Origin of the sequence: Streptomyces sp. NPDC048417 (assembly GCF_040651615.1) — a bacterium.
In the GTDB taxonomy this organism is placed as follows: Bacteria; Actinomycetota; Actinomycetes; order Streptomycetales; family Streptomycetaceae; genus Streptomyces.
In genome coordinates this window covers 73,425-86,693 of the sequence record NZ_JBEZKI010000002.1, presented here as the reverse complement: position 1 = coordinate 86,693, position 13,269 = coordinate 73,425, and the positions used below count along the sequence as shown (strand labels likewise).

The window sequence follows — 13,269 nt, the reverse complement described above, 5'->3', positions numbered from 1 at the left end:
TCGGTGATCGTGACCCCGGTCGCCGGTCGCCGGTCGCCGGTCGCCGGTCGCCGATCGGCCGGTCAGCCGATCGGCCGATCAGCCGGTCTCGACGGTGAAGGGGCCGCCGGAGCCGAACGCGAGCCGCCCGAAGCTCTCGGCGATGCGCCGGTGGCCGGCCTGGTCGGGGTGGACCTCGTCGGGCAGCGGGAACTCCGCGTAGTCCTGCTCGCCGTACAGGTCACGGCCGTCGAGGTAGTGCAGGTTCGGGTCGTCGGCCGCCCGCTGTTCGACGATCCGGGCGAGTTCGGCACGGATGACGTTGAGCGTCAGGCGCCCGGCGGCGCGTTCGGCCGGATCGCCGGTCGCCTTGAACCGCAGGGTTCGGCCGTCGAAGTCGGGCGCGAGCGGTCCGGGAGTGTCCTCCTGGACCGGGCACAGCAGGGCGGACACGACCAGCAGAGGCGTGGTCGGATGCCCCTCGCGCAGGGTGTCGAGGAAGCCGTGCACCGCGGGGACGAAGGCACGCAGGCGCATGGCGTCGGAGTTGACGACATTGATGCCGATCTTGAGGCTGATCAGGTCCGCGGGGGTGTCCCGCATCGCACGAGCGGTGAACGGGTCGAGCAGCGCGCTGCCGCCGAACCCCAGGTTGACCAGCTCCACTTCGCCCTGGGCGGCTGCCAGGGCCGGCCAGATGGCGGTCGGATGCGTGGCGTTCGAGCCGTGGCTGATGGAACTGCCGTGGTGCAGCCACACCCTTCGCCCGCTCTCCGGCGCCCGCTCGACGGGGGCGTCGGTGCGCAGGGCGATCAGCTCCGTGATCTCTGTGTGCGGGAGCCAGATCTCGACGTCCTTGTCACCGGCGGGGAGACCGGTGAACCGGGCGGTGGCGGCCGGGCCCTCTGTCAGCTCGGCGGACTGGGTGAACATGTCGGTGATCGTGTGCACGTTGCCGCCGGCCACCGTGGCCTGGGCCGTGAGGCGGCCGTCGACCAGCAGGTCGTACACGCCGTCCGCCGGGGCCGGGAACCCGCGGTACACCCGTTTGGTGGGCCGCGTGTCCAGTTCGACGGTGGTGGCCCGGGTGCGGAAGGCCAGCCGCACGCCGGAGGGCTGGGCCTCGGCCAGGGCCAGTTGGTTGTCGGGGATCTGCCGGCGTGCCCGGGCGGGCAGCCGATGCGGCAGCAGACCGTGCGCGGTCGCTTCCACGTCGAGGAAGCCGCGCAGGATGTCCACGGTGACAGGTGTGGTGATCCAGTCGTGTTCGGTGCTCATCGCCTCAGCCTGTTGATCAATAGGTCCGGATGGTTCAGCGGGGAGGCGCGCGGCGCATCGCACCGCCGCCGGTCAGGATGTGGCGCGGTTCCGCAGGAGAGCGTCGAGAGAGTCCACGATCCAGGCCCACGACTCCCGCGCGTCGGGGGCGCTGTGCTCGAAACCCCCGGCGAGCTCCAGGCTGACGTAGCCGTGGAAGACGCTGCCCAGCATCCGGACCGCGTGCGTCTGGTCCGGCTCCGTCAGCTCGTAGCCGCGCAGGATCGCCCGTGTCATCTGGGCGTGCCGCACCCCGGCACTGGCGGCCGCGGTCTCGGGATCGAGCCGCAGCCGGGCGGCGGCGTACCGGCCGGGGTGCTCCCGGGCGTAGTCGCGGTAGGCGTCCGCGAAGGCGGCCAAGGCGTCCCTGCCGGCCCGCCCGGCCAGGGCGTCGGCGACCCGGTCGGCGAGTTCCTCGAGCGCGAACAGGGCGATCCTGGTCCTGAGTTCCTGGGAGTTCTTCAGATGCGAGTACAGACTCGCGACCTTGACGTCGAACCGCCGGGCGAGTGCCGAGACGGTCACCTGGTCGAAGCCGACCTCGTCGGCCAGCTCCGCCCCCGCCACGGTCAGTCGCTCCGGGGTCAGCCCTGCTCTAGCCATAGCCTTCCTTCTGTCTGGCGACAACAATAACGCGTTTGCCTAAAAGGTTTAGGCAAATTAGCCTACGGCACATGAGACCCCTGAACGAGCGGGAGATCCGCGCTGCCTTCGTGAACTGCACCAAGGGCGAGGCCAAGCGCCTGTCCGTCCCCCACGACCTGGCCGACCGGCCGTGGGACGACCTGGACTTCCTCGGCTGGCGGGACCCCCAGGCGCCCGACAGGGCCTACCTCGCCGTCGAGCTGGAGGGCCGCCCGGTGGCACTCGCCCTGCGCTCCTCGGGCACCACGTCCTGGCAGACGCGGCGCAGCATGTGCTCGGTGTGCCTGACCACCCACACCGGAGGCGTCTCGCTGATGGTCGCCGCGAAAGCCGGCAAGGCCGGGCAGCAGGGAAACTCCGTGGGCGTCTACATTTGCAGCGACCTCGCCTGCCCGCTGTACGTACGGGGCAGGAAGGACGCGGGCGTCGGCGCGCGCCTGCCCGAGTCGCTCACCCTGGAGGAGAAGATCCAGCGGACCGTCGCGAACCTCGCGGCGTTCGTCGCCAGGGTCACCGCCTGAGTCGGCCATTGGGCCTGCGCCCTTGACCCTGCGCATTGGTCCATACCAAAATCCGCTACACCCGTACGAGCACCCGTGCTCGTTCCCCCACGTCGGGCCTTCTCCCCTGTCCGCCAGACAGAACAGGAACCCCTCGTGAGACGTCGTCGCCCGCTCGCCCTCGTCTGTGTGTCCGCCGCGCTGCTCAGCGCCTGTGGCGTCCTGCCGGGCGGATCGGGCGGGCGGCACACCGTCACGGTGTGGCTGATGCAGAACAGCGCGTCGCCGGAGTTCCTGCGCCGGTTCACCGCGGACTTCGAGCGCACCCACAAGGACATCCGCCTCGACATCCGTATCCAGCAGTGGACCGGGGTCGTGGACAAGGTGCAGGCGGCGCTCACGTCCGACTCCGCGGACGCTCCCGACGTCATCGAGGTCGGCAACACCCAGGTACCGCAGTACGTCGAGGGCGGCCGGCTCACCGACCTCACCCTGGAGTCGATGCGGGACTGGGGCAAGGAGCACTGGCTGCCCGGCCTCGCAGAACCCGGCCGGGACGAATCGCGGCAGTACGGCATCCCCTGGTACGCCGCCAACCGCGTCGTCATCTACCGCAAGGACCTTTTCGAGAAGGCCGGCATCACCTCCCCGCCGAAGACCCGCGACGAGTGGCTGGCCGACACCGAGAAGCTCAACTCGGGCGGGAACCAGGGGATTTACCTTGCCGGACAGGACTGGTACACACTTTCCGGGTTCGTCTGGGACGAGGGCGGCGATCTCGCCGAGGAGACGGACGCCGGCTGGAAGGGTGCCCTGGACAGCCCGGCCGCGCTGCGCGGGATGGACTTCTACCGGCGGCTCCAGGCCCTCGGCAAAGGACCCGTCGACGCCGACGAGGAACACCCGCCCCAGGCCCAGGTGTTCGCGGGCGGTCAGGTCGCGCAGCTCGTCGCGGTGCCCGGCCTCGCCCAGTCCATCGTGCAGGAGAACCCCGAACTCAAGGACGAGATCGGCTACTTCCCGGTACCGGGCCGCACCGCCGACCACCCCGGGGCCGTCTTCACCGGCGGCTCCGACCTCGTCGTACCGCAGAACACCGACCGGCCCTACGACGCGACCGCCGTCGTCGGCGCCCTCGCGGGAGCCAAGTGGGACACCGAACTGGCCCGCACGATGAACTACGTGCCCAACAAGACCACGCTGGCGGGCGCGGTCGCCGGGTCGGAGGGGGTCGCCGCCATGGCGGCGGGAGCCGCGCAGGGACGGGCGACCCCCCACACCCCGGACTGGCCGGCGGTCGAGGCCGACAACCCGATCAAGGGCTACATGACCAAAGTGCTCAGCGGGGCGGACCCCGTGACCGAGGCTCGCCGCGCCTCCCGGCGGATCACCGAACTGCTCGCGCCGGACTTCGGGTGAGTCAGCGTGCGACGCTGAGGGAGAGCGCGAAGCGACCCTGCGCGTCGGTCCACCAGTTGGTCAACTCAAGCCCGGCGGCGGCCAGTTCCGCGGTCACTCCGTCCCGCCGGAACTTCGCCGACACCTCGGTGCGCAGTTCCTCGCCCGCCGCGAAGTCCACCGCCAGGTCGAGCGCGGGCACCTTCACGGTCTGCGCGACCCGGGAGCGCAGCCGCATCTCGATCCACTCCTCGTCCGCGTCCCACAGGGCGACATGGTCGAAGGTGTCCGGGTCGAAGTCGGCGCCCAGCTCCCGGTCGACGACGGCCAGGACGTTCTTGTTGAACTCGGCCGTCACCCCGGCCGCGTCGTCGTACGCCCGGACCAGAACGTCCTCGTCCTTGACCAGGTCGGTGCCGAGGAGCAGCGCGTCACCGGGCGCGAGGAGCCTGCGCACCGAGGCCAGGAACTCGGCCCGCTCGGCGGGCAGCAGATTGCCGATCGTGCCGCCGAGGAACGCCAGCAGCCGCGGCCCCGGGGTCTCGGGCAGGCTCATCCGGCCGGTGAAGTCGGCGATCAGGGCGTGCACGGACAGCGCCGGCCGCTCCTCGATGAGCGCCTGGCCGGCCTGGGTCAGCGCGCTCTCGCTGACGTCGACCGGCACGTACACCTCGAGAGAGGTGAGCGCGTCGATCAGCAGGCGGGTCTTCTCGGAGGAGCCGGAGCCCAGCTCCACCAGGGTGCGGGCACCGCTCGCGGCGGCGATCTCGCCGGACCGATCGAGCAGGATCTCCCGCTCGGCCCGGGTCGGGTAGTACTCGGGCAGCTCGGTGATCTGCTCGAAGAGTTCGCTGCCCCGGGCGTCGTAGAACCACTTGGGCGGCAGTGTCTTGGGGGTGGTGGTGAGACCGTTCAGGACATCGGCGCGCAGCGCGGCGTCCGTCGCGTCCTCGGGAAGGGTGCGGGTGACACGGAGGGGACTCACGTACAGGGCTCCTTCGGGGATACGGATGCCGGGGCCTCGACCGGGTTCTCGACCGGGGCGAGGGTGACGCCCCGGCGGCTCGCGATGAGCAGCGTGCGGTCGGGGACCTCCCGCCAGCGCGGGTCGTCGTCGTACGGCTCGGAGGCGACGACGGTGCGGTGGCCGGGTTCCGAGAGGTAGCAGAGGCTGTCGCCCCAGGCGGTGGCGGCGATGGTCTCGCCGTCGGTGAGCAGAAGGTTCAGCCGGGCGGCCGGGGCCGCCTCGGCGATCTGGAGAACCGTTTCGGCCAGGGCGGGGCCCGGCGGTGTCCCGGACCGCAGCCGGTGCAGGGCCAGTGCCCAGACGAACGCCGAGTCGGTGCGCGCCTCCATCGACAGCAGGTCGGCCGGAGGCAGCAGCGGCAGGAGGGACGCCACGGCCTGCGGCCAGCCGGGGATCGCCCCGTTGTGGCTGAACAGCCAGCGGCCCGCGGCGAACGGCGCCGCCGCGGCCTCCGCGTCCGCGCCCGCCAGGGTCGCGTCCCGTACGGCGGCCAGCAGCGCGCCGGCGCGCACCACCCGGGCCAGGTCGGCGAAGGACTGGTCGGCCCAGATCGGCCCGGCCCGACGGTAGCGGGCCGGCTGCGGATCCTGCGGGGCGTACCAACCCACCCCGAAACCGTCGGCGTTGACCGTCCCGTACCGCTGCCGCCGGGGCGCCCACGACTGCCGGTACAGGGAGTGCCCGGGCTCCACGAGGAGCCGGCCGAGCGGCTCCTCGGGGCCCAGATACGCCAGGTGACGGCACATCAGACCGTCTCCGCGGTACGGGCGGTGCGGAAGCCGGAGAAGATCTGCCGCCGGATCGGGTAGTCCCAGTTGCGGAACGTCCCCCGGCAGGCCACCGAGTCCACGGCGAACGAGCCGCCGCGCAGCACCTTGTACTCGGGGCCGAAGAACACCTCCGAGTACTCCTTGTACGGGAAGGCGCTGAAGCCGGGGTAGGGGAGGAAGTCGCTGGACGTCCACTCCCAGACGTCGCCGATCAACTGCCGTACGCCCAGCGGCGACTCGCCCTCCGGATAGCTGCCCGCCGGGGCGGGGCGCAGATGCCGCTGGCCGAGGTTGGCGTGCGCCGGTGCCGGTTCGGCGTCGCCCCACGGGTAGCGCCGGGACCGGTTCTCGCCGGGGTGGTGCCGTGCGGCCTTCTCCCACTCGGCCTCGGTGGGCAGCCGGCGGCCGGCCCAGCGGGCGTAGGCGTCCGCCTCGTACCAGCTCACGTGCAGCACCGGCTCCTCGGGCGGCACGACCTCCGTGACCCCGAACCGGCGCCGCAGCCACTGGTCGCCCTCACGGTGCCAGAAGTGCGGGGCGACGATCGAGTGCTGCCGGATGTGCGCCCAGCCCTCGGGTGTCCACCAGCGCTCGTTCTGGTAGCCGCCGTCCTCGATGAACGCCAGGTACCGGCCGTTGGTCACCGGGGTGGTGTCGATCCAGTAGGGCGCCACCTCCCGCCGGTGCGCGGGGCGTTCGTTGTCCAGCGCCCACGGCTCGGTGGAGGTGCCCATGGTGAACGGGCCGCCGGGGACCAGGACTTCGGCCGGGCCGGTGAACGGCGGCGCCGGGTCCGGGTCCGGGGCGGTCAGGGCCTGCGGGCCCTTGCGGAGCTGATGCGTGATCAGCATCGTCTCGTCGTGCTGCTGTTCGTGCTGGGCGATCATCCCGAAGGCGAACCCCGCCTCGGTCAGCCTGGTGCCGCCGCTGAACGCCGAGCCCTCCAGCAGGTCCAGGGCCCGGCCGCGCACCTCCGCCGCGTAGCGCCGGGCCTCGGCGGGCGGCAGCAGCGGCAGCGTGGGCCGCTCGGAACGCGGGTGCTCGAAGGCGTCGTAGAGGCTGTCGATCTCGGGGCGCATCGCCTCCCGGCCGCCGACGTTGCGCAGCAGCCAGAGTTCCTCCTGGTTGCCGATGTGCGCCAGGTCCCAGACCAGCGGGGACATCAGCGGGGAGTGCTGGGCGGTGAGGTCCGGCTCCTCCACGCAGCTGGTCAGGAGCGTGGTGCGGTCCCGGGCCGTGATCAGGGACTTCAGGGCCCGGTCCCGCAGGGTCTCGATGTCGATGTCGGTCTCGGGGGCGGTCATGCGGGGATGTCCTTCCCGTGGGCGCGGCCCGATGTGCCGCGCAGGGGGTCCAGTAGGTCGTCGGCCGGGCAGCGGCCCTGGCGGACGTACCGGTGGTTGTACGCCGCCACGGCGGCCACGACCTCGGGGGTCGCGCCCAGCCGGGGCAGGGCCTCCAGCGCCGCCGCGAAACAGGCGACGGCGGCCTCGTGCAGCTCCGGGTCGCCGAGCCCGGTCCGGGCCGCGTCGATCCACAGCGGATTGTGCGGGGCGGGTCGCGGCTCCGCCCGCTCGGCCAGCTGTTTCACCGTCCGGTACGCCGTCTCGGCGGCCTCCGGGTCGTCGAACAGCGCCGCCGTCACCGCCAGCGGCACGATCCAGCCGTCGTCGCCGGGCTGCGCGTCGATCATCCGCAGTTCCAGATGGCCGCGCGGCCTGACCGGCGGGAACAGCGTGGTGAGGTGGTACGCGAGATCCGCGCCGGTGGGCGACCCCGACCGGGTCCACTCCCGGAAGGTGAGCCCGTCGGGCACCTCCCAGGGGCCGCCGTCCCGCCGTACGCACATCACCGGGGCGTCCAGCACGTGCCGGGCCCAGGACGTGCGCGGGTCGCCGGCCAGCGGGGGCGCTCCCGCGCGGCCCGCGCCGATCTCCATCCACAGCAGCTGCCGGGTGGAGACCCAGCCGGTGGGCCGGCCTCCCACCAGGGGGGAGTTCGCGAAGGCGGCCACCAGGACCGGGCCCAGCTGATGGGCCAGCCACCAGCGGCGCGTGTGCCCCAGCGGGCCGGGCTCCTCCTGACCGGCGTCCAGGCAGACCTGTACGGAGGCCGAGGCGCACATCATGTGCCGGCCGGCCGGGCCGGTCCGGTCCAGGCAGGCCTCCATCGCGTCGTAGCGCGGCTCGCGCAGGAAGCGGCGGGGCGGATGCCAGGGATCGTGGCCGGCGCCGACGAGACCGAGACCCAGCTCGGCCAGGACCGCCCGTACGGCGTCCAGATCGGCGGAGACGGTGCCGATGCACTCCATCAGGGAGGCGGCGGGCGGCGAGCTCAGCTCCAGCTGACCGCCGGGTTCGACGGTGAGCGCCGACCCCAGGGGCACCGTGCGCAGTGCGGCGTAGGCCGCTTCGAGTCGTTCGGGTGTGACGGTGAGCTGCGGCTGCCGCAGCTCGTGGACCAGCCATTCCACTTCGACCCCGAGCGTGCGGGGTGGGCCGGTCTTGAAGCAGATGCCCTTGACCAGGGCCTCCACCTCGGCCTCGGTGACAGCGGTACGGTCGTCCGAGAAGTCGGTCTTCACCGACCCGTCGGTACAGTCGCCGCCGTCGGATATCGAGTCGGACATGTCGGGATCCTCCTGAGATTCCACCATGCCGCCGGCCCGGCCGTGGATGGGTCCGGGACGGCACGTCCGTCCCACCCAAGACCTTCACGCCGATTCGCACAAGGGCACCTATCGGGACGTTCCAGATCGGTAACCTCTGCTTCCTTGCACGTTCCGGAACCGTTTCGGGCGCGGGAAACTCCGTTGCACCGCATCACCAGCATCACCCAGGATGCGTACATGAGCACGACGGGGGAGACCGCGCGGGCCGCGGTCGTGGCGCCCACGGGGGTGGCGCCATGAGCGCGCGCCTGCGCGGGATCGCCCAGGAGACCGAACAGATCGTGGCGGCGGGGGCCTACCGGACCCCCGACGGCCGGGAGGTCCTCCTGGCCGCCGACATCGCGGCCGCACAGGCCGGGACGCGGATCCACGGCCCGGAACCGGTGCCGGTTCCGGCGACCACCCCGGTGCGGACGGTCGTCGAGGTCACCGGCGAGAGCAGCCTGGAGGCCGCCCGCCGGCTGGCCGACGCCCCGGTCGCGGTCCTGAACTTCGCCTCGGCCCGAAACCCGGGCGGCGGCTATCTGAACGGCGCCCAGGCGCAGGAGGAGGCCCTGTGCCGTGCTTCCGCGCTCTACGCCTGCCAGTTGCACGCCAGAGCCTTCTACGACCACCACCGCGCCCACCGCGACCCGTTCTACTCGGACCGGGTGATCCACTCCCCGGCCGTCCCGGTCTTCCGTGACGACCGCGGCCGCCTCCTCACGGAGCCCTACCGCGCCGGTTTCCTGACGTCCGCCGCGCCCAACGCGGGCGTGATCCGCCGTACGACGCCGGAACGCACCGGTGAGCTGCCGGGCGCCCTCGGCGCCCGGGCCGAGCGGGTCCTGGAGGTGGCCGCCGCGCACGGCTACCGGCGGCTGGTCCTCGGCGCCTGGGGCTGCGGGGTCTTCCAGAACGACCCCCGGCAGGTCGCGGGGGCCTTCCGGGGGCTGCTGGGCCCCGGTGGACGGTTCGCCCGGACCTTCGAGCACGTGGTGTTCGGGGTCCTGGACCGTACGCCGGGATCGGTGGTCCTGGCGGCCTTCACCGAGGTGTTCCGGGAAGCCGCCCTCGACGCCTAGCGCCTAGCGGCTCACTTCCAGCCGTAGCGCTCGTGCAGCCGGTTGCGGACGAGGTTGAAGCGGCCCCGGTCCAGCGCGCACGCCTCCCGGCGCATGCCGTCCTCGTGGAGCCGCAGCACGCGGTCCACGTCCACCCAGGAGTCGCGCCCCGACCGGTCCCAGGGGCCGCTGCCGATCGCCACCCACTCACGGTCGTTGTCGTGCCGCTTGCTCGACAGCTGTACGGCGAGCAGCGTGCCGGCCGCCTCCCGGGCGACGACCAGTACCGGCCGGTCCTTGCCCCGCCCGTCGTTCTCCTCGAAGGGCACCCAGGTCCAGACGATCTCGCCGGGATCGGGGTCGCCGTCGTGGGCGGGGGAGTATTCGGTGCGCACCCTGCCGACCTCGTGCGGGTCGGCCTCGGTGGTCGCGGTGGGGCCGTAACGGCCGGGGATGTTCTCGTCGTCGGTAAGCGCAGTCACGAGGGCACCCTAAGGGGGCCTCAGCCTGCGAGAACAGACGGGGTACCGGTGCGGCGCAGCTCCGCCTCGACCAACTCGGCGGTGACGTCGGCGCGTTCGATGTGCGGAAGGTGGCCGGCACCCGGGATCGGCTCGAACCGGCCCTGGGGGAAGGCCTTCGCGTAGGCGGCTCCGTAGGCGGGGGTGACGACACGGTCGCTCTCGCCCCAGATCACCAGCACCGGCTGCGGCACCCGGCCCAGCCGGGGCAGCAGCTTCGCACTGGTCATCCGGCCGCCGTCGGTGAGCAGCCGCATGGTCGCCATGTTGGCCTGGCGGCGGGCGAGTTCGGCGGCGGGGAGGGTGGCCGGGTCGACGTAGAAGCGGTCCGGGTCGTGCCAGGAGTGCTCGGCCTGGGCGCGCGGATCCAGCGCGAAGAAGTCGGTGACCTGCTCGCCCTCGATGCCCGCGCCGACCGCGTTGATCAGGACCAGGCCGGTGATCAGCCCGGCCGTGTCGCGTATCGCCATCTCGGCGGCGAGCTGGCCGCCCAGCGAGGAGCCGACCACCAGGACGTTGCTCAACTCGCTGTCCTGGAGCAGGTGCAGATAGGCGACGGCGAGGTCGTCGACGCTCGTGAACCAGCCGGGGCGGGGGGTTCCGTCCCAGCCGGGGTGGACCGGGGTGAGGACGCGGCCGGACTCGGCGAGGCGGCCGGCGAGACCGGCGACGGTCGCGGGGCCGCCGCCTCCGTGCAGGACGAGCACCGGGCGGCCGGAACCGGCCTCGGTCAGGGAGATGGGCAGGTCGGGATACACCTGGGCGGTGCGGTTCGTCGTCATGCCGAGGACTCTAACTAAACATCTTTATATAAACAAGCTTAGTCATCGGTTAGACTTGGCCCATGCACGATGAGCTGCAAGTTCTCGGAAGAGCGGTGAAACAGACCCAGTACCGGCAGCACCGGGCGCTGGACAGCGCGCTGTCGGCCGTCGGCACCACCCTCGCGCAGTGGGACGCGCTGCGCGCCATCGACCGGTCGCCGGGCGCCTCGGCGCGCGAGCTGGCCGCCGCCACCTTCCAGAGCGAGCAGGCCTTCGGCACGCTGGTGGGCCGCCTGGCCGCGCAGGGCCTGGTGGAACGGCGGCCGGGCCACGGGCGGCGCCTCCAGCACCATCTGACCCCGGACGGCGAGCGGATGCTGGCGGCCGGGCACGGGGTGGCGGGCGAGGTACTGGCCGGATGCTTCGCGAATCTGACGGCCGCGGAGCGGACCACCCTGCTGGAGCTGTTGCGGCGGCTCAACGAACAGGAGTGAACACGGAGGTGCCCCCGGTCCGGCCGGGGGCACCTCCTGTCCACCGCTGTCGGCTACTCGCCGGTCTTCCGTTCTCGGCTACTCGCCGTCCTGCTCCACCGGCACCTTCTGCGTCTTCGGGGCCGTGACCCCGTTGAGAATCGGCGAAGTCCCGGTCGAGGTCTGCCCGTTCTGGTTCATCGACGCCAGCAGCTGGCGGGCCAGTCCCAGTCCCGTACCGCCCATCGTGAGCGCCTTGGCGAACATCTCGCCCATCCCGTCGGCACCGTTGAGCAGCACCATGTTGTCGACGTTGCCGAAGGCCGAAGCGCCTGCCTTGACGATCTCCGGCCAGTTCTCGGCGAGTTGCTGGGCGACGACCGCCTCCTGGTTCTCGGCCAGGGCGGCGGCACGGGCCTTGATGGCCTCCGCCTCCGCGAGGCCCTTGGCCTTGGCCGCTTCGGCCTCCGCCAGACCCTTGGCCTGTGCGGCGGCCGCCTCGGCCTCACCCGTGGCGCGGGTCGCGGCGGCGCTCGCCGTACCCCGGGCCTTGGTGGCCTCGGCCTCGGCGCCCGCGGCCGCCTTGACCCGGGTCGCCTCGGCCGCCGCCGCCAGCTCCGTCTCCTTCGCCTTGGCCTGGGCCCCCGAGATACGCGCGTCACGCTCGGCCTCGGCCAGCGTGCGCTTCTCGTAGGCCTTGGCGTCGGCCGGCTTGCGGACGTCCGCCTGGAGCTGCTGCTCGCGCCGGTGCGCCTCCAGCTCGGCGACCCGCGTCTCCTGGACGACGACCTCCTGCCGGGCGGCCGCGTCGGCGAGCGGACCGGCCTGGCGGGACTGGGCCGCCGCCTTGTCGCGCTCGGCCTGGTAGCCGGCCTGGAGGATCTCGCTGTCCCGGGTGGCCTCCGCCATCCGGGCGAACGACGCCTGCTCCGCCTCGGTGGCGAGACGATTCGCCTCTGCCTGCGCGATCCGCGCGTCCCGCTGGACGGCGGCCGCGTGCGGCATCGCCAGGTTCTTGATGTACCCGGTCGGATCCTCGATCTCATGGATCTGCAGGGAGTCGACGATGAGCCCCAGCTTCTCCATCTCCGTGCCGCAGGCGGCCCGGGTCTGTCCGGTGAGCTTCTCGCGGTCGCGGATCATGTCCTCGACCGTCAACCCGCCCACGATGGACCGCAGATGACCGGCGAACACGTTGTGCACCCGCTCGGACATCATCTTCTGCTGGTCCAGGAACCTGCGGCCCGCGTTGGCGATCGACACGAAGTCGTCGCCCACCTTGAAGATGACCACGCCCCGTACCCGCAGCGGAATGCCCTGCTGGGTCACGCAGTCCACCGACAACTCGGTCTCGTTCAGGTCCAGGGAGAGCTTGCGCACCGCCTGCACGCCCGGCAGCACCAGCGTGCCGCGCCCCGTGACGATGCGGAACCCCATGCCTTCCTCAAGGCCCTCGGTCCGATGCTTCGAACCGGAGATGATGAGCGCCTCGTTCGGCTCGGCGACCCGCCACATCATCTTGAACACACCGATCAACACGAGAACGGCGAGAACCGCCACCCCCGCAACGACGCCGACAACCATCGGCATACGCCCCCTTTGCATGGTGCCCTTTCGGCACCGAACGAAGGGAGTGTGCGCCCGTGCAAGCGCGGGGTGAAGACGCTGACGGATCCTTGTTGCAATCTTGACGCATACACCCCTCACCTGGGGCTACGCTTGCTCAACTGTCGTATGCGGGCGTGACGTAGACCGTCCTCGGCGGAAGGTACTCGACCACCATCACCACCGTGCCCGGCTCGATCCGGGTGCCGCCGTCGGCGGAGTAGGCGAGGAAGTGCTCGGCGCCCCCGCGCACCCGGACGATCACCTCGCCGACGAGCCCGGGCCCGATCGTTCCGGTGACCCGCCCCATGAGCCCGACCATCGACGCATCGTCCATGGTCAGAGGGTACGGCCCGGTCAAGCCACGGGAAAGCCGCGGGCCGTCGGGTGTGGGTCGTGGACCGCGGGTCGTCGGGCGCGGGCGGTCAACCGCAGGGCGTGGGTCGTGGGGCGTGCGCGGGCGGTCAACCGCAGGGCGTGGGTCGTGGGGCGTGCGCGGGCCGTCAACCGCAGGGCGTGGGTCGTGGGGCGTGCGCGGGCCGTCAGTCGCAGGGCG

General features: G+C 72.1%; 14 protein-coding genes. 4 read left to right on the top strand and 10 right to left on the bottom strand.

The features are described 5' to 3' along the window. Window positions 1-78 precede the first annotated feature (78 nt). Window positions 79-1,257 carry a GDSL-type esterase/lipase family protein gene (locus AB0D59_RS03070; protein ID WP_362560028.1) on the bottom strand — a complete coding sequence of 393 codons (1,179 nt, stop codon included), beginning with the start codon at window positions 1,255-1,257 and terminating at the stop codon, window positions 79-81. A 72-nt stretch (window positions 1,258-1,329) separates the two neighbouring features. Continuing rightward, window positions 1,330-1,899 carry a WHG domain-containing protein gene (locus tag AB0D59_RS03065; RefSeq protein ID WP_362560026.1) on the bottom strand — a complete coding sequence of 190 codons (570 nt, stop codon included), beginning with the start codon at window positions 1,897-1,899 and terminating at the stop codon, window positions 1,330-1,332. Window positions 1,900-1,970: 71 nt separating this feature from the next. Between AB0D59_RS03065 and AB0D59_RS03060 the strand changes: the two genes are divergently transcribed. Together AB0D59_RS03060 and AB0D59_RS03055 are read left to right on the top strand one after the other, a co-directional pair. Further along, window positions 1,971-2,462 carry an FBP domain-containing protein gene (locus AB0D59_RS03060; RefSeq protein ID WP_362560023.1) on the top strand — a complete coding sequence of 164 codons (492 nt, stop codon included), beginning with the start codon at window positions 1,971-1,973 and terminating at the stop codon, window positions 2,460-2,462. A 135-nt stretch (window positions 2,463-2,597) separates the two neighbouring features. Continuing rightward, entirely contained in the window at window positions 2,598-3,860 is a 1,263-nt protein-coding gene (locus tag AB0D59_RS03055; RefSeq protein ID WP_362560020.1) for an extracellular solute-binding protein, read from the top strand. A 1-nt stretch (window position 3,861) separates the two neighbouring features. Here the strand turns inward: AB0D59_RS03055 and egtD are convergent, their stop codons facing one another. From egtD to egtA, 4 genes are read right to left on the bottom strand one after another with little or no spacing between them, the layout of a single operon-like run. Continuing rightward, the gene (gene egtD / locus AB0D59_RS03050; protein ID WP_362560017.1) at window positions 3,862-4,824 is read right to left on the bottom strand and encodes an L-histidine N(alpha)-methyltransferase; all 963 of its coding nucleotides are present in this window, start codon (window positions 4,822-4,824) and stop codon (window positions 3,862-3,864) included. Further along, the gene (gene egtC, locus AB0D59_RS03045) at window positions 4,821-5,612 is read right to left on the bottom strand and encodes an ergothioneine biosynthesis protein EgtC (RefSeq protein WP_362560014.1); all 792 of its coding nucleotides are present in this window, start codon (window positions 5,610-5,612) and stop codon (window positions 4,821-4,823) included. Before egtC ends, egtD begins: the two co-directional genes overlap by 4 nt. After that, a complete protein-coding gene (gene egtB / locus AB0D59_RS03040) occupies window positions 5,612-6,940 on the bottom strand; it encodes an ergothioneine biosynthesis protein EgtB (protein ID WP_362560012.1) in 1,329 nt (442 codons plus the stop codon). Before egtB ends, egtC begins: the two co-directional genes overlap by 1 nt. Next, on the bottom strand, window positions 6,937-8,265 hold the full coding sequence (gene egtA / locus AB0D59_RS03035; protein WP_362560009.1) for an ergothioneine biosynthesis glutamate--cysteine ligase EgtA: 1,329 nt from the start codon (window positions 8,263-8,265) through the stop codon (window positions 6,937-6,939). The genes egtB and egtA overlap by 4 nt, the downstream gene beginning before the upstream one ends. Window positions 8,266-8,543: 278 nt before the next feature. On the opposite strand from egtA, the gene AB0D59_RS03030 reads away from it, so the two are divergent. Beyond that, window positions 8,544-9,371, top strand: a complete 828-nt coding sequence (locus AB0D59_RS03030) for a TIGR02452 family protein (RefSeq protein ID WP_362560006.1) — start codon at window positions 8,544-8,546, stop codon at window positions 9,369-9,371. Between the two features lie 11 nt (window positions 9,372-9,382). Here AB0D59_RS03030 and AB0D59_RS03025 read toward each other — a convergent pair whose 3' ends face one another. Both AB0D59_RS03025 and AB0D59_RS03020 read right to left on the bottom strand, forming a co-directional pair. Continuing rightward, the gene (locus tag AB0D59_RS03025; RefSeq protein ID WP_351744070.1) at window positions 9,383-9,832 is read right to left on the bottom strand and encodes a type II toxin-antitoxin system PemK/MazF family toxin; all 450 of its coding nucleotides are present in this window, start codon (window positions 9,830-9,832) and stop codon (window positions 9,383-9,385) included. Window positions 9,833-9,852: 20 nt separating this feature from the next. After that, window positions 9,853-10,653, bottom strand: a complete 801-nt coding sequence (locus tag AB0D59_RS03020; protein WP_362560003.1) for an alpha/beta hydrolase — start codon at window positions 10,651-10,653, stop codon at window positions 9,853-9,855. A gap of 62 nt (window positions 10,654-10,715) precedes the next feature. Between AB0D59_RS03020 and AB0D59_RS03015 the strand changes: the two genes are divergently transcribed. Further along, window positions 10,716-11,129 carry a helix-turn-helix domain-containing protein gene (locus tag AB0D59_RS03015; protein WP_362560000.1) on the top strand — a complete coding sequence of 138 codons (414 nt, stop codon included), beginning with the start codon at window positions 10,716-10,718 and terminating at the stop codon, window positions 11,127-11,129. A 78-nt stretch (window positions 11,130-11,207) separates the two neighbouring features. Here the strand turns inward: AB0D59_RS03015 and AB0D59_RS03010 are convergent, their stop codons facing one another. Together AB0D59_RS03010 and AB0D59_RS03005 are read right to left on the bottom strand one after the other, a co-directional pair. Beyond that, the gene (locus AB0D59_RS03010; RefSeq protein ID WP_362559998.1) at window positions 11,208-12,698 is read right to left on the bottom strand and encodes an SPFH domain-containing protein; all 1,491 of its coding nucleotides are present in this window, start codon (window positions 12,696-12,698) and stop codon (window positions 11,208-11,210) included. A gap of 133 nt (window positions 12,699-12,831) precedes the next feature. Further along, window positions 12,832-13,050 (bottom strand): hypothetical protein, encoded by a 219-nt coding sequence (locus AB0D59_RS03005; protein WP_351744060.1) that lies wholly within the window; start codon window positions 13,048-13,050, stop codon window positions 12,832-12,834. Window positions 13,051-13,269: the final 219 nt, after the last annotated feature.

Coding starts and splice junctions, on each gene's coding strand:
- AB0D59_RS03005 (WP_351744060.1), bottom strand. CDS start 13,050: ATGGACGATGCGTCGATGGTCGGGCTCATGGGGCGGGTCACCGGAACG.
- AB0D59_RS03010 (WP_362559998.1), bottom strand. CDS start 12,698: ATGCCGATGGTTGTCGGCGTCGTTGCGGGGGTGGCGGTTCTCGCCGTT.
- AB0D59_RS03060 (WP_362560023.1), top strand. CDS start 1,971: ATGAGACCCCTGAACGAGCGGGAGATCCGCGCTGCCTTCGTGAACTGC.
- AB0D59_RS03015 (WP_362560000.1), top strand. CDS start 10,716: ATGCACGATGAGCTGCAAGTTCTCGGAAGAGCGGTGAAACAGACCCAG.
- egtB (WP_362560012.1), bottom strand. CDS start 6,940: ATGACCGCCCCCGAGACCGACATCGACATCGAGACCCTGCGGGACCGG.
- AB0D59_RS03070 (WP_362560028.1), bottom strand. CDS start 1,257: ATGAGCACCGAACACGACTGGATCACCACACCTGTCACCGTGGACATC.
- egtA (WP_362560009.1), bottom strand. CDS start 8,265: ATGTCCGACTCGATATCCGACGGCGGCGACTGTACCGACGGGTCGGTG.
- AB0D59_RS03065 (WP_362560026.1), bottom strand. CDS start 1,899: ATGGCTAGAGCAGGGCTGACCCCGGAGCGACTGACCGTGGCGGGGGCG.
- egtC (WP_362560014.1), bottom strand. CDS start 5,612: ATGTGCCGTCACCTGGCGTATCTGGGCCCCGAGGAGCCGCTCGGCCGG.
- AB0D59_RS03030 (WP_362560006.1), top strand. CDS start 8,544: ATGAGCGCGCGCCTGCGCGGGATCGCCCAGGAGACCGAACAGATCGTG.
- AB0D59_RS03020 (WP_362560003.1), bottom strand. CDS start 10,653: ATGACGACGAACCGCACCGCCCAGGTGTATCCCGACCTGCCCATCTCC.